Origin of the sequence: Paraburkholderia atlantica, from assembly GCF_009362785.1 — a bacterium.
Classification (GTDB): domain Bacteria; phylum Pseudomonadota; class Gammaproteobacteria; order Burkholderiales; family Burkholderiaceae; genus Paraburkholderia; species Paraburkholderia atlantica.
Genome location: NZ_WHNQ01000003.1, coordinates 396,254 through 414,270, shown reverse-complemented (window position 1 = coordinate 414,270; position 18,017 = coordinate 396,254). Strand labels below are relative to the sequence as shown.

At 60.7% G+C, this 18,017-nt stretch carries 21 protein-coding genes; 8 read left to right on the top strand and 13 right to left on the bottom strand.

Annotated features, from left to right (window positions below; translation table 11 throughout):
• Positions 1-156 precede the first annotated feature (156 nt).
• A complete protein-coding gene (locus GCT19_RS06455; protein ID WP_152851367.1) occupies positions 157-1,050 on the bottom strand; it encodes a LysR substrate-binding domain-containing protein in 894 nt (297 codons plus the stop codon).
• A gap of 194 nt (positions 1,051-1,244) precedes the next feature.
• Here GCT19_RS06455 and GCT19_RS42640 point away from each other — a divergent pair, with 194 nt between their 5' ends.
• Positions 1,245-1,406, top strand: a complete 162-nt coding sequence (locus tag GCT19_RS42640; protein ID WP_193727378.1) for a hypothetical protein — start codon at positions 1,245-1,247, stop codon at positions 1,404-1,406.
• Positions 1,407-1,451: 45 nt separating this feature from the next.
• Here GCT19_RS42640 and GCT19_RS06450 read toward each other — a convergent pair whose 3' ends face one another.
• Both GCT19_RS06450 and GCT19_RS06445 read right to left on the bottom strand, forming a co-directional pair.
• On the bottom strand, positions 1,452-1,748 hold the full coding sequence (locus GCT19_RS06450) for a hypothetical protein (RefSeq protein ID WP_152851366.1): 297 nt from the start codon (positions 1,746-1,748) through the stop codon (positions 1,452-1,454).
• Between the two features lie 98 nt (positions 1,749-1,846).
• Positions 1,847-2,353 (bottom strand): PRC-barrel domain-containing protein, encoded by a 507-nt coding sequence (locus GCT19_RS06445; RefSeq protein ID WP_152851365.1) that lies wholly within the window; start codon positions 2,351-2,353, stop codon positions 1,847-1,849.
• 128 nt (positions 2,354-2,481) lie between these two features.
• Between GCT19_RS06445 and GCT19_RS06440 the strand changes: the two genes are divergently transcribed.
• Positions 2,482-2,943 carry a hypothetical protein gene (locus tag GCT19_RS06440; protein ID WP_026228798.1) on the top strand — a complete coding sequence of 154 codons (462 nt, stop codon included), beginning with the start codon at positions 2,482-2,484 and terminating at the stop codon, positions 2,941-2,943.
• A 19-nt stretch (positions 2,944-2,962) separates the two neighbouring features.
• On the opposite strand, the gene GCT19_RS06435 is transcribed toward GCT19_RS06440, so the two are convergent.
• A complete protein-coding gene (locus GCT19_RS06435) occupies positions 2,963-3,466 on the bottom strand; it encodes a flavin reductase family protein (protein ID WP_152851364.1) in 504 nt (167 codons plus the stop codon).
• Between the two features lie 453 nt (positions 3,467-3,919).
• Here GCT19_RS06435 and GCT19_RS06430 point away from each other — a divergent pair, with 453 nt between their 5' ends.
• The 3 genes from GCT19_RS06430 (at position 3,920) to GCT19_RS06420 (ending at position 5,940) form a co-directional block, all read left to right on the top strand.
• Complete coding sequence (locus tag GCT19_RS06430; protein WP_018436008.1) at positions 3,920-4,339, top strand: TadE/TadG family type IV pilus assembly protein; 420 nt, start codon at positions 3,920-3,922, stop codon at positions 4,337-4,339.
• A gap of 10 nt (positions 4,340-4,349) precedes the next feature.
• The gene (locus GCT19_RS06425; RefSeq protein ID WP_152851363.1) at positions 4,350-5,537 is read left to right on the top strand and encodes a pilus assembly protein TadG-related protein; all 1,188 of its coding nucleotides are present in this window, start codon (positions 4,350-4,352) and stop codon (positions 5,535-5,537) included.
• A 106-nt stretch (positions 5,538-5,643) separates the two neighbouring features.
• Entirely contained in the window at positions 5,644-5,940 is a 297-nt protein-coding gene (locus GCT19_RS06420; protein ID WP_193727377.1) for an alpha/beta fold hydrolase, read from the top strand.
• Between the two features lie 102 nt (positions 5,941-6,042).
• Here GCT19_RS06420 and GCT19_RS06415 read toward each other — a convergent pair whose 3' ends face one another.
• From GCT19_RS06415 to GCT19_RS06400, 4 genes are all read right to left on the bottom strand, one after another.
• Positions 6,043-7,041 (bottom strand): cytochrome P450, encoded by a 999-nt coding sequence (locus tag GCT19_RS06415; protein WP_227749201.1) that lies wholly within the window; start codon positions 7,039-7,041, stop codon positions 6,043-6,045.
• A 270-nt stretch (positions 7,042-7,311) separates the two neighbouring features.
• Positions 7,312-7,632 carry a 2Fe-2S iron-sulfur cluster-binding protein gene (locus GCT19_RS06410; RefSeq protein WP_152851361.1) on the bottom strand — a complete coding sequence of 107 codons (321 nt, stop codon included), beginning with the start codon at positions 7,630-7,632 and terminating at the stop codon, positions 7,312-7,314.
• Between the two features lie 50 nt (positions 7,633-7,682).
• The gene (locus GCT19_RS06405) at positions 7,683-8,489 is read right to left on the bottom strand and encodes an SDR family NAD(P)-dependent oxidoreductase (RefSeq protein WP_152851360.1); all 807 of its coding nucleotides are present in this window, start codon (positions 8,487-8,489) and stop codon (positions 7,683-7,685) included.
• Positions 8,490-8,600: 111 nt separating this feature from the next.
• A complete protein-coding gene (locus GCT19_RS06400; protein ID WP_321576770.1) occupies positions 8,601-9,404 on the bottom strand; it encodes an SDR family NAD(P)-dependent oxidoreductase in 804 nt (267 codons plus the stop codon).
• A 275-nt stretch (positions 9,405-9,679) separates the two neighbouring features.
• On the opposite strand from GCT19_RS06400, the gene GCT19_RS06395 reads away from it, so the two are divergent.
• From GCT19_RS06395 to GCT19_RS06385, 3 genes are all read left to right on the top strand, one after another.
• Entirely contained in the window at positions 9,680-10,873 is a 1,194-nt protein-coding gene (locus GCT19_RS06395) for a phosphotransferase (protein ID WP_321576769.1), read from the top strand.
• A gap of 97 nt (positions 10,874-10,970) precedes the next feature.
• Positions 10,971-11,921: a spirocyclase AveC family protein gene (locus GCT19_RS06390; protein WP_152851359.1), complete on the top strand. Its 951-nt coding sequence runs from the start codon at positions 10,971-10,973 to the stop codon at positions 11,919-11,921.
• Between the two features lie 42 nt (positions 11,922-11,963).
• Positions 11,964-12,839: an enoyl-CoA hydratase/isomerase family protein gene (locus tag GCT19_RS06385; RefSeq protein ID WP_152851358.1), complete on the top strand. Its 876-nt coding sequence runs from the start codon at positions 11,964-11,966 to the stop codon at positions 12,837-12,839.
• Between the two features lie 15 nt (positions 12,840-12,854).
• Here GCT19_RS06385 and GCT19_RS06380 read toward each other — a convergent pair whose 3' ends face one another.
• The 5 genes from GCT19_RS06380 to GCT19_RS06360 all read right to left on the bottom strand — a co-directional run bounded on the left by GCT19_RS06380 (position 12,855) and on the right by GCT19_RS06360 (position 18,013).
• Positions 12,855-14,438 carry an AMP-binding protein gene (locus GCT19_RS06380; RefSeq protein WP_152851357.1) on the bottom strand — a complete coding sequence of 528 codons (1,584 nt, stop codon included), beginning with the start codon at positions 14,436-14,438 and terminating at the stop codon, positions 12,855-12,857.
• Complete coding sequence (locus tag GCT19_RS06375) at positions 14,435-15,283, bottom strand: alpha/beta fold hydrolase (RefSeq protein WP_152851356.1); 849 nt, start codon at positions 15,281-15,283, stop codon at positions 14,435-14,437. The genes GCT19_RS06380 and GCT19_RS06375 overlap by 4 nt, the downstream gene beginning before the upstream one ends.
• 119 nt (positions 15,284-15,402) lie before the next feature.
• Complete coding sequence (locus GCT19_RS06370) at positions 15,403-16,320, bottom strand: NmrA/HSCARG family protein (RefSeq protein ID WP_018436020.1); 918 nt, start codon at positions 16,318-16,320, stop codon at positions 15,403-15,405.
• A 241-nt stretch (positions 16,321-16,561) separates the two neighbouring features.
• Entirely contained in the window at positions 16,562-17,545 is a 984-nt protein-coding gene (locus tag GCT19_RS06365) for a phytanoyl-CoA dioxygenase family protein (protein WP_152851355.1), read from the bottom strand.
• Positions 17,546-17,584: 39 nt separating this feature from the next.
• Entirely contained in the window at positions 17,585-18,013 is a 429-nt protein-coding gene (locus GCT19_RS06360) for a carboxymuconolactone decarboxylase family protein (protein ID WP_018436022.1), read from the bottom strand.
• Between the last annotated feature and the right edge of the window lie 4 nt (positions 18,014-18,017).

Genomic DNA, 18,017 nt, shown 5'->3' with positions numbered 1-18,017 from the left:
TCCTGTGTGTTGACTGGTGCCCAGAGTGTCGGCTCGCGAGGCGCCCGCATCAACGCGGAAACGCTCAGCAATAGCTGAGAAAATTTCAGATGACGGATGCAGCGCACGCCCCCCGCTATGCCAGGCGTGCAACCGGACGCAAACGAAACCCCGGATTCAGCCCCGCAAGTCGGCGGCCGCTTCGCGCTCGATCCACGCAAGGAAGCGCTCGACGCGCGGCAGGTCCGCGTTCTGCGCCGGATAGACGAGATGATGGGCACCGACTTCGACCGCGAAGCTGGCGTCGAACACGGGCACGAGCAGGCCTTCGCGTATCTTCACCGATGCGAGCATCAGGCTTTCGAGCGCGATGCCGAGCCCGAGTGCCGCGGTTTCGAGTGACATGTACGAGCGGTCGAACGAGAAGTCGAAGGTCTTGTGCGCGGCGGAGACACCGGTCCTGCCGAACCACTGTTTCCACTGCACCAGCGGCGACTCCGAATAAATCAGCCGATGCGACAGCAGGTCTTCCGGCGTCTTCAGAGGATGTTGCGCGAGGTACTTCGGCGACGCGAGCGGCGCGATGAACTCGCCGCGCACCGTTTTGACTTCCACATTGGTCCAGTTGCCGTAGCCGTGGCGCACGTCGATGTCGTAGAAGCCGTTCGAGAACGACACGTTTTCGTATGAGCAGGCGACGTTCAGCTGGATGTCGTCGTTCGCTTCCTGGAACGACGACAGTCGCGGCAGCAGCCACATCAGGCCGAAGCTCGGGCTCGAATGCACGCGCAGGATCTCGACGTCGGTACGGCTCGACGCGCGTTCGGTCGCGCGGCTCAAGTCGGCGAGCGAGCCCGTCACGTCGGCCAGATAACGCTCGCCGGTCGGCGTCAGCACGAGGCCGCGGCCGGAGCGCTGGAACAGCGCTTGCCCAATGATCGATTCGAGGTTGCTCAGCTGATGGCTCACCGCCGACGCGGTCAGGCCAAGTTCGTCGGCCGCGCGATTCACGCTTTTCGTGCGGGCAACGCTTTCGAACGCGATGATCGCCTTCAGCGGTGGGATGCGCATGGTGAAATTTCTTTCAGTTGCAGTTGCAGTTGCAGTTGCAGTTGGATGAAACCGTCTTGTTCGCGAGTGATGCACACTGCCATTCTGTCCGTAAGCCGCACCGCTACCGATATGGCGCAGTGCACCACTGCCCACGAGACGGACCGCCATGCATTATCCGTTTTTTCCTTCGCCGCCTTTTGCCTGTTTGATTCGTGCGCCTTCGCCCCAATTTCGCACCGGCGTCGGCGTTCGGCGTCGAGCGTTGCACGTTCGCGAGCGACTTCCCGTTCGACAAGCCGTTCAGCAGTTACGACGCGGTCTTCAACGCGTTCAAGGCCATTACGAAGAACGCCGAGCGGGTTTATCGGCTTTGATGTGTGTGAGTGGCCGCCCGGCCAGGAGCGTGCGAATGCGGCACTTCAACGCGTCGCCGCTTCGTCTTGCGTCTCGCTCGCCTCGTGCGTCGAATGCATTGCCGGTGGTTGCTGATCCACGTCGTCGACGACCCCTGGTTGCTTGTGCTCCAGCAGGCCGGCGACCGGGTTCACGCCCTGCCACCGCCCGGTACGCCCCGCATACGCGCAACAAGCGCCGACCACGAATGCGCCCAGCGCGGGCAGCGGAAGCGCAAGGCTGAGAAACACCGAACCCGTGCCGATTGCCACCCACGCCACGAAGGAAATGTTCTTTCGATTGATTAGTGCGCGTCGGATCATCGTCGTTTCTCCTTTGCCGCACGCCGCGCCTCGTGTGCTCGTCGCAACACGGGTGGCGTGCGTGAGATAGCGGTGCCGGAGCGCCGGGATGGGGGCCTTCAGATCCCGGTCGTCGGATCGATACGTGCCGCGGGATCGCTTTCGACGACAGCGCGCGTGGCTTCCCAGTACGGTTCGCGATGATAGAACTGGTGGACCGACGTGCCCCATGCGCGATCGGCCATCGCCGGCCAATGGTCCTTGTCGAAGCCCGGCGAGCTTTTCAGCTGCTCGGCCGTGGCGTCCAGCTGGAAGCACTTGCGGTCCGTGTCGAGCGTCAGCGCGCGCCAGGGAATCGCGTGCAAGGTGCCGCCGAGGCCGAGAATAGCGCCCTCCGTCAGCACCGCATACGCGATGCGACCGCTGCGCACGTCGAGCATGATGTCGGAAATCTTGCCGAGGTCCTGGCCATCGGAAGACATTACCTTGTTGCCGTCGAGGGTGGCGGCGGCCATTACCTCGGGTCCAGGACCATCGCCGACGCCGCCGCCGGCGATGCGTGCGCCGGTGGCCGTCTGTGCGGGAGTCACGGAGGCGTTCGGGTCGAGGGGATCGAGCGGGTCCATGTCGAAACTCCTGATTTCCACGGAATACCTGTGGTGCGCAAGACGCGTACCCGATGCAAGATTCGACGCCTAAAATAAAACCATGCCGTGTCGAGACGGCCGCGCTGCACCCGGATAGGGGAGCGATCATGCGTTGTGGAATCGTGGGTCTATGCACTGGCGTGGCGGGCGTATTTGCGCTGTGTGGCTGCGTCTATTACGGTCCCTATTCGTACTATCCGGGAGCGGGTGGCTATTACGCCTGCACCAGCGGTACGGCCACCGCCACCACGGAATCAGCGACCGGCAACGCGCCTACGCCGGCAAGCGGGACGGCCGGCGCGAATGCGGCGCCAAACGACCTGCCGTTGTCGGGACAGGATTGCACCTATGTCGCGGTTCCTGCACCTGCTTATTACGGCTATCCCGGGTATTACGGTTATCCGGGCTATTACGGTTATCCCTACGGCTACCCATACGGTTATCCATGGGCTGGCTACTACGGATGGTGGGGACCGTCAGTGGTGATCGGAGGCTACTGGGGCGGTGGCTATCATCATGGCGGCTACTACGGCCACTGGCACGGCGGACATGGCGGGCACTGGCATTGAGCAGCCAGCACGCCACCAATCATGAAAACGTGCTGGGATAAAGGTCCTCGCTCATGTCGAGATTGCCGGTCTGCGCATAGATCAGCGGTTTTCCGCCCGCGCCGGCTAGCGCGCCATCGACGACACGCCCGACTACCAGCCGATGATCTCCCGCCGCGATGTCATTGACCACCTGGCATTCGAAATGCGCGAGCGCATCGACCAATAGCGGCGCGCCGGTCACGCCGGTACGCCAGCGAGTCGTCGCGAGCTTGTCGACGGCGCGGCCCGACTGCGTGCCGAAGTGTTCGGCGAGCTTCTGTTGATCCGCGCGCAACACGCTGATCGCAAACACCGCGCCGCTGCGCAGCAGTTCGTACGACTGATGCTCGGGACTGATGCCGAGCGCGACGAGCAATGGTGCAAACGAAACCTGCATCACCGAGCTTGCGGTGAACGCATTGCGGCGCTCGCCGTCCGCTACGCCGATCACATACACACCTGACGTCAGATGCCGGAAAAGCTGCGCGATCCTGTTGCTCATAGGGAAGGTGAACAATTCCAAGGTGTTGTCGTCGTTCGCCGCTTTGCCGCTATTGCAGAAGAATTGTGCGGAAGCGCGCAGATTTCCCCAATTGGGCTCGTATGCTTTGGAGCTATAAACGGAAGCCAAAATGACAACCAGATGGCTTCCCGAGGCCCTTCGCATTCAGTAATCACATGCGGAGCGTGGCACTCATCGTCGGGGGACATCATGAGAAATCAAGCGAAGAGCACCGTCGCGATTCGATCATATATCAAACGTGCCGCGTCATCGGTGTTACGTCGATGTGCGCCGGCTCGATACCGTTCAGTCACCACAACTTCGATTCCCTGGCGCTAGCCGCGCCTTTGCGAAATTCAAGATCGCGTCCGCCGAATCAGCGTCCCGAGCAGAGCGCAAGCTTTAGCGGCAAGGTGCTGTCGGTGAATATTGCGTGACCGCCTACGGAGTCAAATGATGAACCTGAAAAAAAAGCAAAACGGCGTGGTGGCCGTTGAAACCGCGCTCGTGCTTCCGCTTCTGCTGCTGATCGTGTTCGGCATCGTCGAGTTCGGCCTGGCCCTGTACGACCAGGCCGTCATCACCAACGCCGCCAGGGAGGGCGCGCGGGCGGGTATCGTACTGACGAGTCCCAGGCCCACGACGACGGACATCACGAGCGTCGTGACCGGCTATACGTCCTCATACCTGATTTCGTTTGCGACGAAAAACCCTACGCCGTCGGTCTCGGTGACCAACGCAGGCGGGTCGTTCGGTACCGCGTTGGCGGTCAAGGTCTCGTACACGTTCACCGGGTTGCTGCTCGGCCCCCTGATGAACCCGCTGACTGGGCCGATCACGTTGAGCTCCACGGCCACGATGAACAACGAATAAGAAGAACATCATGCGTACCGTCCATACCATGCGTACACAGCGCCGCGCCAAATCGATGAACAAGCAGAAGGGCGCGGTGGCCATCATGGTCGCCCTGCTGCTGCTGATGCTCCTAAGCTTCGCGGCGCTCGCGATCGACATTGGCAACCTGATGGTGGCCCGCACTCAGGCACAGACTGCCGCCGACGCCGCGGCGCTTGCAGGGGCACAGTGCCTGTATGCACAAGCCAGCAACGCTAGCTGCAACAACGCGACCGCCGCCAATCCGGATTGGAACGACTCGCAGACCGTGGCTGTTTCGTTCGGACCGAAGAACAACGTCCAGGGAGCGGCCGTGCAACTGCATTCATCGGATGTCACGACCGGCTATGTGAATGTGACCAATGTTGCGGCCGGCGTATCCCAGACAACCGTGCCGGTAGCAAGCGGAAAAATCGTGCCCGCGGTCCAGGTGACGGTCCATAAGGACGGGACCGACTCCAACGGGAGCGTCCCGGTGTATCTGGTGCAAGTGCTGAACGTCGCGTCGCTGAAGACGAGTGCGACGGCGACTGCGGTCGTGGCTAGTCCTGGAACCGCTGAAACCGGGGCACTGTTCCCGATCGTGATGTCGCAATGCCTGTACAACTCCTACTGGAATTCGGCGACCAACTCCCCCCTTCTTGCTACCAGTACAACCGACCCCCAAGCAGCCAACAACGGCACGCCTATTCCGCAGACGATCGGTCAACCGTACATCTTCGGGATCAGAGCGTCGTACCAGGCGGCCAATTGCAACGCAGGGCAATGGACGTCCCTCTCTTCTGCCAACAGCCAGCTTGGTTCCGACGCCATAGTCGGGTTGATGACGAGCGGAAACGCGAGTCCGATGTCTATCGGCCAACCGATCTATGTCGAAACGGGCCTGAATAGCAATGCGTTCCACAATGTTGGAACGTGTAGTCAGATTCCGGCGGGTTCGGCGGGTAGTTGTGCCTGGGTGACGGTAGCCGTGGTGAGCAACGTCACGGGGGGACAAGGGACTACTCCGCCGATCGTCGCATTCGGGTGCCTGCACATCCTGAACGAGACAGGCAGCGGTTCCAACGCAGTGATTACCGTGCAGATGGGCAACAATCCCAACTACTGCAAAAACAGCCAGATGGACGGCATCGGCCCCAACTATGGGACGATCATGATGCCCCGGTTGGTTCAGTGACTTTGCCTTCGAGGCGAGCTTCACAGCATGGCAACTCTGCGGCGTAGCAGAAGCCCGCCTCAACATCATCGTCGATGCGGAAGAGGAGCGGCGCTTTGCCGAGGCTGTGCGCAAGAGTCGTTCTTCCGCCGCGGCCGAACCGAGCTGGGAGACTGTTTCCGCTGCCCTGAAAGCGCTGCTTCTGGATCCGGAGGCACTATCCGATGAACTGGTTGGCGTGCGCCTCGAGATCTACCGCGACCCGCGCATGAAGCCCAATATGTTTCTCAGCAACGCCCATGCAATCGCCAGGACCGCACCGAACGCGCGGCTCGTGGAAATCAAGGGCTATGACCACTGGGCACAGTATGAACAGCCAGAGAGATTCAATCAGGAAAGCATTGCATGTCTGCAAGAAGCCTAAGCGGCCAGACGACGAGCGCTAACCTGGCGTCATGGAGCAGGCGGCCCGGCGCCGATGGTGTTCAACCTCGGCGCCGGTACTACGACGCTCCTTGATCTTGCATCAGTTGATTGCGCGCTTAGCGTCGGAATCCCACACCAGCGATACACGCGTCACGCAATTCACCATTCCCCCTTCGAAGCTGATTTCGCCATCCGGGTCCAACGAGAAGTCGGGAATGCGCTTAAACCATTCCTCGAGGAACACACGAATCTCACTGCGCGCAAGGAGCGCACCGGCGCAGCGATGCGGACCGTTGCCGAAGGCCGCATGTTGCGAAGCATTGGCGCGCGCGAAGTCTGCATGCATCGGGCACTTGAACTTGCGCTCGTCCATGCCGTGTAGCAGCGGACGGACGTACACGCGGTCGCCCGCTTTGAAGCGCACGCCCTTGTATTCGAAGTCGCGCGTCATTACCCGACCGGTGCTCGAAGGCGCGAACATGCGCAACAATTCCTCCACCGCGTTGCCCGCCAGTTCGGGGTGTTCCGCCAGCTGACGACGATGCGCAGGATTGCGAGCCAGATAGAGCACGGCAAAACCCATGGTGGACGCGACAGTGTCGAGTCCACCAAAGATGACGTTGACCATCATGCCGCGGATCTCTTGTTCTGTGAGGGGCCGGTCGAATACGGTTCCATTCACTATCGCGCTGATCAAATCCGTACCCGACTCCTTCTGGCGCTCGCGAATGATGCTCTCGAGGTAGCCGAACAGCATGCGCTGCGACCATTCGCGACGCTCGGGATCGTTGGCGCGAACGCTCGCCTCAGTCCACGCAAGCAGATCGTCGAGATCGGTGAGCGGCAGGTTCACGAGCCGCATGAAGATGGTGATCGGAAACTTCATCGCGAAGTCCGCCATGAATTCACATCGGCCTTTTTCCCGGAAGCTTTCGATCAGCGAGACAGCCAGTTCACGGATCTCGCCTTCCATGTCGCGTATCACTTTCGGCGCGAAGAAGCGGTTGATCAGTGCGCGATAGTCGGCATGCTCAGGTGGATCGGCCGAGAGCGGCAAGATCTGCATCGTCGTGCTCGCGGGCAGCGTGATTTCGCGCATGGAGAACGGATCATGATTGCGCTGCGCGAATTCGATGTCTTCCGCTCGCGTGAGGATCCAGTGACCGCCGTTGTACGGCGTCCAGATGATCTCCGGACCATCGTGCAGACGTTTCCACGCGCCGATGATGTCGGCTTCGCCGCCGGGAGGTTTGCTGAAATCCCAATCCACCACGAGTTCGTGAGGAACATGGTCGGGAACTGGAACGAGAGGGACCGCGCTATGAGACATGTGTGTTCTCCGCGAACAGGTTTTTCGCCGTGGGCTTCGTCAGATTTGCGAAACGGGTAGCCGGACGACTAACCCATCGAGATCATTGGTCAATTGAATCTGACAACCGAGCCGGCTGTTGTTGTTGGTATCGATGGCGCCGCTCAGCATGTCGAGTTCCGCACGTTTTGCAGGCGGAATCTTTGCGGTCCACATATCGTCGACGTAGCAATGGCAAGTCGCGCAATTGCAATAGCCCCCGCAGTCCGCGAGGATTCCGGGCACGGAATTGTCGATTGCTGCTTGCATTAACGACTGTCCGGCAATGGCGTCGACGATATGCTCGGTGTTGTCGTGCTCGATGAAGGTAATCTTTGGCATTTGAGCGTCCTGAGGTTTTGCAGTCCTGCGAGCCACGCAGTGGCGGTTACCTAGCTGACCGTGAAGCCGCCGTCCGCGGCGATGATCTGACCAGTGACATAGCTCGCGGCAGGGCTTGCGAGGAAGAACACACTTTGGGCGACCTCGATCGGGGCGGCCATTCGTCCCATCGGAACCCGGCCTGCACCCACGATTGGCCCTCGAATCTTGAAGGTCGCGCTGATGTTCTTGCCGCCTTCGCTGGCCATGCCGCCTGGCAGGATCGAATTGACACGGATTCCGTCGGCTGCAAACTCGCTGGCCAGTGATCGCGTGATGCTGTCAACGCCTGCCTTCGCAGCGTCGTAATGGGCATTGACGCCCCACAGCGTGGGTCGAAGTGCGCCTACGGAGGAAATGTTGACGATCGAGCCACCGCCGCCCTTCGCCTTCATACGCGTGATAGCCTCGCGGCAACACAGGAACGTGCCCCGCAGTGTGACGTCCTGCATCTGATCCCATTGTTCGACCGACATTTCGAAGAATTCGGCTTTCGAACGGTGCGCGGCGTTATTGATCAGGATGTCCACACCGCCGAACTTTGCGTCGACGGCGGCGAATAGTGCCTTGACGGACGTTTCGTCGGCAACGTCGACTTTGCATGGAATCGCAATGCCGCCGTTGGCTTCGATCTCTGCCGCCGTAGCGGATGCGGCATCCGGGTTCAGATCGGCGATCACGACATTGGCGCCGGCCTCGGCAAGCAGTCGCCCGGTCTCGCGGCCGAGACCTTGCGCAGAACCGGTAATAACGGCGGTTTTGCCCGTGAGATTGAAAATCTGCGCGAGGCGCGCGCCGATCTGGGTTTCACTAAACATGCAATGCTCCGGTTTGATTGGTCGATGAAAATCGGGCTGTTCGGTTCGCTTCAGTCGTCGTAGTGCCACGGTGAACTGCCGACCCATGATTCGCTGTAGTCGCCGATGCCTTCAGCTAATCAGAAATCCGCCGTCGAGCGTAATCGATTGACCCGTCATATAGCGGCCCGATGGCCCCGCGAGGTACAGCACCGCGGCGGCGATATCGGCGGGGTCGCCCCATCCGAGCGGCAGACGTCGCTCCGCATCCGTGCCGGGTCCCGCGAGCTGTCCTGTCTTCAGGCGAGCCTGCATATCCGGATGAAACTGAACCTTGCCGGGCACCGCGCCGGGAAGCACGCAATTGACGAGAATCCGGTCGCGGGCGTAATCCAGCGCTGCGGACCGCACCAACCCCGCGACGCCGGCGCGTGCGGCGCCATACGCTCCATTGCCGTTAAGCACGGCGTGCGTGGCACCCATCGTGGTGACGTTGACGATGCGTCCGCCCCGGCCTGCGACGAGCATGTGCTTGATCGCTTCTCGCATGCAAAAGAACACGGACTTCAGGTCGATCGCCATGACCTCGTCCCACGCGGCTTCGGAGAACTCCGTAAGCGGTCCGTTATTGGTCATCGCCGCGCAATTGACCACGATGTCCGGGCTGCCCCACGCGGCCTTGACCTGATCGAATAGGGCAATCACCGAGGCTTCGCGTTCCACGTCCGTCTCGATGGCGATTGCCTCGCCGCCCGCCGAAAGGATCTTGTCGACGACCGGTTGCATATGCGCCGCACTGTGATCCGCGACTACGACCCGTGCGCCGGCCTCGGCCAGCACAGGCGCAATATCGATGCTGGAATTACGTCCCTTGTCGGTAACGACAGCGATTTTTCCGCTGATGCCGAATAGCCGTTCAAGCACGGTCGTGGTCACCGAGTTGTCTCCTGTGGGGCCCGGTCTAGGAATTTTTATGAATTCTAGCCACAACACCCGACAGACAATAGTTACCGGATGGAACGATTAGAGTGAACGAATTTCACTAATTCCGCGCTTTTGCGAACTGCGGGAACAAAGCCGGCTCGGCGCGGTGTTAGCAGACGCGTTGAAGGTGCTGCTCAGGAACACGTACGTCGTTCTAAAAAAGAAACGAAAACGCCAGCCGGGATTTCCCTCGTTGCGAGCCCTCAGACGTGCCGCGCAACATGCGCGTGGACGACGTCGAGCACGAACGCACATGCAACTTACGGGAGCGCGTCAACATGAGTGTTGCGAAGAACAGCCTCGCCCTGGTGGAACCATGCGGACCGCAGCCAGATACCGGCAGTCTTCCATTACAGGTCGAGGAAATCACACCCTCATGGCTGACCTCGGCACTCGCTCAGAGCCATGAGGGTGTAGCGATCGAATCGCTGGCTCTAGAAGACGTCATGTACGGCACGGCTACCAAAGTCAGAGTGCGTCTTGCTTACAACGCAAGAGGACGCGAGCTTGGCCTGCGGGAGTCTCTGATCGTCAAAGGCGGCTTCGTTCCCGAGTATCGCAATCTGAACGCCTACATATACGAATACGAGGCGAGGTTCTTCAAGGAAGTCCATCCGTGCCTGCGTGCGAATGTGCCTGCCTGCTTCTACGCACAGACGGATAGTCGAAGCGGGCAGTCAATCGTGATCCTCGAGGATCTACGTTCACGGCAAGTGGAATTCTGTCGCGTGCAGCGGCCGCTGACGTTTGCGCAGGCCGCGGCAAATCTGGATGCCCAGGCGAGGTGGCATGCGCAGTTCTGGCAATCGCCTGCGCTCGAAAACGGTGGCGAACTGGCCTGGCTTGCGGCGCAGGACCCGTTGCCCGACGGCGAGTCCGGCACGTATCACTGGGGCCAGCTGAAACCGGATGTGTTCGCCAGCTATACACAATTGCCGCGCGGCGCTGCATTGCCTAAGCGGTTTCATGATCGTGACTGGATGGAGCAGGCGCTCCTCGATCTGCGTGCCTTCGACCGGATCGGGCCGATGACCTTTCTTCACGGCGACGTACACCTCGGAAACCTGTATTTCGACCGCGACGGCACGCCCGGCTTTCTTGACTGGCAGTCATATCGACGCGGACCGTGGGCCCATGACGTCACGTACTTCCTGATATCGGCACTCGATATCGCGGATCGGCCGCGATGGGAGCGTGAGTTGCTCGAATACTATCTCGAGCGGCTCGCTTTTCACGGCGTCGACAACCCGCCGTCATTTGAAAGCGCACTGGATGCGTACCGGCGCCACATCGTCTATGGGTTGTTCTTCTGGCTCGTCAATCCGGTGGAATGGCAGGCGGAAGTCAACAATTGCGCAGTTGCACCTCGGTTCGCGATGGCCGCGCTCGATCATGAGATTCACGACCTCATGGGTCGATAAGCTGCGTCTCGCGCTTGACGTAGCCACGTCGGCAGGAGTACATTTTTGCGATCAACATTCATAAATGTGAATGACGGCGTGATGGAGGAGGCAACCCATGTCGGAAATGGTCGCCCCGCGCAGCACAACCTGGCACAGGGTGTATGCATGGGCAGCGCTCGGTGCACTTTTCGCTTTTGCGCAAATCCGCGCCTACGTGGCGTGGATTCGCTCAGAGGACTTCAGACCCGTGGAAGTGGGCGCGGACCCGATTCCAGAGTCCGTGAAGGCGACGATCGACCATTACCAGTGGGTCAGCGTGCTGATCCTGATTCCAGTAGTGATCTGGTATGTCTGCGGAATCGTCAAGAGTCGCCGCATTGACGCGGTGCGTTTGATGATGATCGGCTGGCTCTCAGCATATTGGCTTGATCCGTGGCTGGACTTTCTTCGACCGATGTTCACCTATAACGCCTATGCGCTGAACTTCGGCTGCTGGTGCCGTTTCATTCCGTTCTGGCAATCGCCGCATGCTCGCATCGCCGAGCCGATCCTGATCGACGCGCCAAGCTACTTCTATACCTTCACGGGCACCGCCGTAGTGGCATTGTGGGCGATGCGTGCGACCCGCAGGCGTTGGCCTCGCGCCGGCAACCTACGACTCGCGCTCGCGGGTTTCGCCGCGATCTGGATGACTATGGGCTTGCTCGACATCGCGGCCAGCCGCTTCATGGGGTTCGACGCGTGGCCGGGTGCGTTCCAGAGCGCTTCCTTCTGGGGTGGTCACTATTACCAGTTTCCGGTCTATGAGTTCGTGCTGTTTCCGTCGGCTTTCGTGGCGTCGGCCTTTCTTCTGTTGAGCGTCGACAAGAACGGATATACGGCCATCGAGCGAGGTGTCGATCGTATCGACTGTCATCCAGCGGTCCGCACGGCGCTTCGGGTGCTGGCTTTCATCGCGTTTTGCAACGTACTGAACCTGGTCTACACGACCGCGATGGGTGTGCACACGGTGTACGCCGATCCGTGGCCCGCAGATATGCCGAGCTGGCTTGCGAACAGCCGCTAGCCGCACATTGTCGGCCTCGTCCAACCCCACAGCACATCACAGATGACGCATTGCAAGCCGCAGCGCTTCGCCGACGTAACGTATCGTGTCGAAGACGACGTCGCTATCGTCTCAATGAACCATCCACCGGTCAACGGTCTAGGGCTGGGGGTCCGCCGTGGACTCGTCGCTGCGTTCGACGCAGCCCGACACGATGCGCGGGCGCGCGCAATCGTGCTTACCGGCAGTGGACGCGGCTTTTCGGCGGGAGGCGACATTCGCGAATTCGGCACTTCCGCCGCAACAGCTGCGCCGGCGTTGTCGATGCATGTTCATCCGGTGATCGAGGCGAGCGACAAGCCGGTTGTAGCTGCCATCCATGGGTTCGCAATTGGTGGCGGCCTGGAAACCGCGCTGGTATGCCACTACCGTGTGGTCGCTGACAGTGCGCAGATCGGTCTGCCCGAATGCAAGCTCGGCGTGATCCCTTTATCCGGCACGCAGCGTTTGCCGCGTGTGCTGGGCCTCGCAAAGTCGATCGAATTCATTCTTGGTGCTCAGATCGTGCGCGCACGAGCATTCGCGGGCACTGCGTTATTCGACCGGATCGTCGAGGGCGATGAGGAGCACTTGTTGCGCGTTGCGATAGATCTGGCGCGTGAGAAGAGAGGGAGCACGTCGTTGCCGTTGATTCGCCGGCTGCCATTGCCCGATTGCGATCCGGTTTCCGTGGTGGCCGAGGCGCGCTCACGCCTCAGCTGTAGCGAGGCGATAAAAGGCGAGTGTCTGAATGCCATCGCCGCCGCAGCCGAGTCGGCCGATTTCGATGCCGGCATGGCTGCGGCGCGTGCGATCTACGATCGGCTCATTTCGTCCCATCATGTGTCAAAGCAGCGAGATCGGTTTTTTGAGTCTCGCCACGACGGCGCCGCTGGATAAGCATCGACCGACCCGCTATTGCGCCGAAAGCTGCTTGCGCAAGTCGCCTTTTTTCACTTTTCCCGAAGGCGTGCGCGGCAGCTCTGAAACCACGCAAAGGTGCTCAGGCGTCTTTTGCTTTGCCACACCCGCAGCGGCAAAGTGGGTCTGGACTGCGCTCAGATCGAGCGATGTGTGTTCTTGCAAGACGACGACCGCACAAACTCTTTCGCCGTATCGTGCGTCCGGCTGAGCCACGACAGCGACATCGCGTACGGCCGGGTGCGTGGCAAGCACTCGCTCTACTTCGAGCGACGAGATATTTTCTCCTCCGCGAATGACGATATCTTTCTTTCGATCCGTGATGGTCAGGCAGCCGTTTTCGTCGAGATGGCCGATGTCACCGGTCCGGAACCAACCATCGCCCGTGAATGCGGCCGCATTGAGAGCCGGATCGGTGTAGCCGACAAACAACTCCGGTCCCTTGATCAGAAGCTCGCCGTCGTGTCCTGTAGGGAGGTCGCTGTCCAACTCGTCGACGACGCGCACCTGCGAGCCGGGCTGAATGCGGCCGTCCGTGCAAGCCCGGACGTCGAAGGGAGAATCGGCCCAGCCGACGCTGACTGTCGAATGCTCGGTCAGCCCGTACGCGCGGGTTCCCGCGAATCCAGCGCGATCGGCGATGGCGACGTGCTCCGGCGTCACGCCCGTGCCGCCCAGACTGTAAGACACGAGGGACGCCAAACTGCGCCCATCGCGACGAGCGGCTTCTAGAAGTGCCTGGAGATGGAACGGGGTGCCACCCGAAAGGCGCACGCCATACTCCTCGATCAGTCGCGCGGCAAGTGAGGCGTCCCATCGATCCATAAACACCATCTCAGTGCCGGTTATGAACGGACGCAACAGGAAATTGAAGCCTGCAATATGACCAGCAGGAAAGGGCGTCATATACGGCCCTGGCCCGTCGATGAACGGAATCTGCCACTCTGCGCCGACGGTGCGATGAGAGTGCTGCACGCCTTTTGGCGAAGCTGTCGTCCCCGACGTGTACAGCAGCAGGCAGATGTCTTCCGACGATGGCGGGTCGCCAGGTCGCTGATCATGTGTTGTCGCGGCGAGTCGTTGCAGCGCGCCGAACGTGATGCCGTTCGAAGGTGCCCGCTCGCCAACGACGATAACGCGCTCGAGGTCGGGCGTGGCTCCGAGCGCGGCGACATGCTCCAGGTAGTCGGTACCGGACCAGAAGTCGGGCACGCAAAGAAATCGGGCACGCGATTGTCGAACGATGAAGCCGACTTCGGCGGGACCATAAATGTGGACGATGGGCACGAGCACCGCACCGATCTCGAGTGCAGCCAGATACAGAAGCGCGGTCTCACGCTGGGTAGGAAGTTGTATCGCGATCACATCGCCTCGACGCAGACCGATGCCTCTCAGCCCCTTGCTTATCTCTTTCGCGTCGTGCAGCAGGGACCGGGTAGTGCAAGTGAAAGCTCCGCTCTGAGTATGAAAATGAAGCGGGGTAGCGCCGTGCTTGTCGACGGCGTGCGCAATCAGGGCCGTGAGAGGCAGCTCGGTCGACCACGGCGTTGTCATCGGGTCGCTCATGTCGGGATTCATGCCAGCAGTGCTCGTAGCAGGCTCACCAACGCGAGCGGCTGATCAAGCATCATGTGATGCCCTGCGCGTGGCATCGTGATGGGGCCCTTCGCGCCGGGAATCGCATCCACGATGCGGCGAGCGCGATCGGCGCTGACCACGCTGCTGCACTCGGCGTGAACGTAGCTGACGGGCACCGTGATGCGGTTCAGCAGGTCTTCCTCGCCTTCGACCGGCTGGAGAACCCGCAGCTTCGGGTCGAAGCGCCATACCCAGCCGTCGGCGGTTTGACGAAGCGATGTTTGCGCGAGATGCTCGAGGAGCCACGGCTCGCAATCTTGTTCAGGGATGAGTCGAAAGCGCCCGAGTGCGGTATGCCAGTCCGGATAGGGGCGTGGAGGCGGGCGTCTTTCCACGGCAGGCAAGTTGTCGCCGCGTAGCATGAAATACGAATCGAGCACGATTGCATGCGCGAGACGATCGGGAAAGGTTGCGCACGCCTGAAGCAGACGCGATCCGCCGAAACTGTGGCCCACCACGACACACGGCCCGGAGCCGATTGCATCCACGACGGCGACGAGGTCGCGCACGAAAAGCTCGGCGCTGTATTCCTGCCTGTAGGCACTGTCGCCCATGCCGCTGAAATCCAGAGCGAAAACGCGAAAGCGATCGGTGAAGAACGGCGCAATGAAGTCCCACCAGTGCGCGTGCCCGAGAAAGCCGTGCGCGAAGACGAGGGGCGGCTTACCTGTGTCTGCGGCATTCCACGACACATAGTGCACGGTAACCCCGCTGCCTTCGGTGAAGTGAGATCGACGCGGCTGCGTCATCGCGCCATCGAACCATGAGGGTGCACGGTCATTCATTGTGGATTTTCCATTACATGAGGCTGGCCCACACCGCGTCACAGACGGACGGTGCGGAACGAAACGACATACGAAGGACGCTTCGCAGGTGCGACAGTTCGATTGCTTCGCATCGACCGCTATGCGAGTGGGATGCGCTGTCGATTCGCATCGATCCAGTCCACCATCGGAGTGAGCTGGACACCGAGCTCGGATAGCGCATCGATATCAACGCGATACCCGACCGCGTTGATCCATTCCTGTGCATTCACCCATCCCGGTGAGAGTCCCTTTGCTCTGGCTTCATCCGGAGAGACGTGCGAAACGCCGATCTGTGCACCCAGTACGTTGGCGAGGCGCTGCGCGACTTCAGACATCGTCAGCTTCTCCGACGCCAGCGGCACGGTCTGACCGTGCCAGCGTTGCGGATCGTTTAGCGCGCTGGTTGCGAGCGCGCCCACGTCGTCGGCGGCAATCCAGTCGAGTCGTGCTTCGGGTAGCAACGCGCTGAGCAGCAGGCCTTCGCGCAGGTGCGGAAACATCGCGGCTGCTTTCGGCTCAGCCAGATTGTCCATCATGAATGCGGGTTGCAAGACCGTCCACGATTCGAAACCCGCTGAGCGAACTGCCTGTTCGACGTCCCATTTGTCCGTCCAGTATTTTCGGTTCCAACGCTTGTCGTTCCAGCCGGGAAACGTCTCGTGATTGCCCGCTTGCGCCACCGAGGTGTGAACGAACTGCGCGATCCCCGCGTTGCGCGCCGCGTTGATCAGTGCAATACCCTGGCGGCGTTCGCTATCGCTGCGATCAAAATCAGGAAGGAGAACGGAGAAGACGGAACCGACGCCCTGCAGCGCTTTTTCGAGGGACTCGCGATCGTCCAGATCTCCGTGCAGCGCCTGCGCATTCATTTCGACGAGTGCCTGCGCAGCCGGCGAGTCTGGATTTCGCGTCAGGAAGCGCACCTTGCGCCCCGCAGCAAGGAGGCGCCGCGCCGTGGCGCCGCCTTGCATACCAGTGGCGCCGATGACGAGTACCGCGTCGGATGAATCGATCATGACTTGTCCCGTGGTCGAACGATACGCAGGTCAGGCGTGTCATGCCTGGACGGCTTGCGCACGATGCCGCTGATCCCGGTGACAGTGATTGCAGACGCGCGGCCTCGTGCTTCGAAGCACGCGTTCTGATATTAGCACGATGTTCAACTAATATGCGAACGGCGCATGAGTCGATGCTTCAGAAACGCAAGGCGCGAGGAGACGCGAAGACGTAGCTTCGTCTTCGCGCCTGACACGACGATCAGTGCTGCGGCCGAAGCGTTTGAACGAGGCCGCCTTCATGTGCAACGATCACTTCGCAGCCCGGCTGATAAACGTCGGCGATTTCGTCTTCGCGCAGACGGTTGCCCTGGAGACCGCGCAGATAGCTCGTCTCGTCGAGTCGCAGCACGTGTTCGCCATGCGCATCGCGCACGACGATCCGGTCCGATGCGATCGACGTCAGCGTCCCCACATACGGCAGGCGCGGCTCGAACGGGAAACTTCCGCCGTGCGGCAGAATGCGCGTGTCGAGAGAAAGACGAAAACGGTCCGAATGATTGCTCAGACCAGAGTGAGGCGTGCGTCGACTCATCAACAGGACGTCGCCCAAGCGGTAATTCGTGCGGCGCCATGCGTCTGCGGGCACGCTAGCGAGATCGATCGGGATGATTTTGTCGCCGTCTTTCCGGTGCAGGCACGGAAGCTTGTGCAGTCCTTCCGCTACGGCCAGCCCGCCAACTTGCGCATCGATATCGCTGAGCGGAATCCAGCAGATGATGAAATCGAGCCGGTCGCTGTAAATTGCATCTTCATGAATGAAGTCGAAGCGCGTGCGGCTTTTGTCGATAGCGGGCGGCGACGTGCGGTATTCGGTGAACGGCACCCAGTAAAGCGGTACGCCGAACAGACGCTGAAAGAACGCACGAATCGCTGGGTCTTCCATCACGGTGCGCGCGGCCCGCTGCTCATTCATTGCCTTTACAGGAAAGAAGCTGAAGTTTTCGCGTTCTTTGCCGGTCCATCGCACGTCTCGATCGTTGCGGTCCACGAAGCCATGGCTGTCGAGGTGGTCAACTAGCAGACCGCGCATGCGCTCCAGCGGTTCATGGTCCAGAACGTCGCGGAAAAACAGGTAGCCGTCCTCGTTCCATCGTGCCTGCAGCGCGGCGTGATCGCCGAGCAGGTCGTTGGAAACGTTGAATTCGCGCATTGCCGGCACGATATCCACGATTGGTGTGCTCATAAATTGTCTCCTTATGTCGCGGTGCGCTCTGATGGCGCCTTACAGCAATCCGCGTTCTTCCGAGGTGCGGGTGGTGGTGTCGATGCCCAGTTCCCGTAGCGTCTCGAGAACTGCCGTGGTCGCGGAGGCGACGGCAGGAAAGCCTACGTACGGCAGCGCCTGCATCAGTACACCTTCGAGTTCGCGTGCGCTCAGACCGTTGCGCACAGCAATGCGCACATGGTTCTTCAGTTCGAGCGTCTGCCGGTTGGCGATCAGGATGCCCAGCGTGACGAGGCTGCGCTGCTTGCGCTCGAGTTTGTCGTCGCCCCATACATCCGCGAACGCGTAGTTGATGGCAAGGCGCGAAATGTCGGAGCCGAAACCGGTGGACTCGCTTGCGGCACGCAAGCCGGCTGCCTTGTCTTCACCCATGATTTCGCCGAATACCTTCAAACCGTAGGCAAGCTTTTCTTCGAGGTTCTTCACTTCT

Bases quoted from the DNA above. Each gene is read 5' to 3' on its own strand.
- GCT19_RS06455 (WP_152851367.1), bottom strand. From the start codon at position 1,050: ATGCGCATCCCACCGCTGAAGGCGATCATCGCGTTCGAAAGCGTTGCC.
- GCT19_RS06450 (WP_152851366.1), bottom strand. From the start codon at position 1,748: ATGATCCGACGCGCACTAATCAATCGAAAGAACATTTCCTTCGTGGCG.
- GCT19_RS06445 (WP_152851365.1), bottom strand. From the start codon at position 2,353: ATGGACCCGCTCGATCCCCTCGACCCGAACGCCTCCGTGACTCCCGCA.
- GCT19_RS06440 (WP_026228798.1), top strand. From the start codon at position 2,482: ATGCGTTGTGGAATCGTGGGTCTATGCACTGGCGTGGCGGGCGTATTT.
- GCT19_RS06435 (WP_152851364.1), bottom strand. From the start codon at position 3,466: ATGAGCAACAGGATCGCGCAGCTTTTCCGGCATCTGACGTCAGGTGTG.
- GCT19_RS06430 (WP_018436008.1), top strand. From the start codon at position 3,920: ATGATGAACCTGAAAAAAAAGCAAAACGGCGTGGTGGCCGTTGAAACC.
- GCT19_RS06425 (WP_152851363.1), top strand. From the start codon at position 4,350: ATGCGTACCGTCCATACCATGCGTACACAGCGCCGCGCCAAATCGATG.
- GCT19_RS06415 (WP_227749201.1), bottom strand. From the start codon at position 7,041: ATGCGCGAAATCACGCTGCCCGCGAGCACGACGATGCAGATCTTGCCG.
- GCT19_RS06410 (WP_152851361.1), bottom strand. From the start codon at position 7,632: ATGCCAAAGATTACCTTCATCGAGCACGACAACACCGAGCATATCGTC.
- GCT19_RS06405 (WP_152851360.1), bottom strand. From the start codon at position 8,489: ATGTTTAGTGAAACCCAGATCGGCGCGCGCCTCGCGCAGATTTTCAAT.
- GCT19_RS06390 (WP_152851359.1), top strand. From the start codon at position 10,971: ATGTCGGAAATGGTCGCCCCGCGCAGCACAACCTGGCACAGGGTGTAT.
- GCT19_RS06385 (WP_152851358.1), top strand. From the start codon at position 11,964: ATGACGCATTGCAAGCCGCAGCGCTTCGCCGACGTAACGTATCGTGTC.
- GCT19_RS06380 (WP_152851357.1), bottom strand. From the start codon at position 14,438: ATGAATCCCGACATGAGCGACCCGATGACAACGCCGTGGTCGACCGAG.
- GCT19_RS06375 (WP_152851356.1), bottom strand. From the start codon at position 15,283: ATGAATGACCGTGCACCCTCATGGTTCGATGGCGCGATGACGCAGCCG.
- GCT19_RS06370 (WP_018436020.1), bottom strand. From the start codon at position 16,320: ATGATCGATTCATCCGACGCGGTACTCGTCATCGGCGCCACTGGTATG.
- GCT19_RS06365 (WP_152851355.1), bottom strand. From the start codon at position 17,545: ATGAGCACACCAATCGTGGATATCGTGCCGGCAATGCGCGAATTCAAC.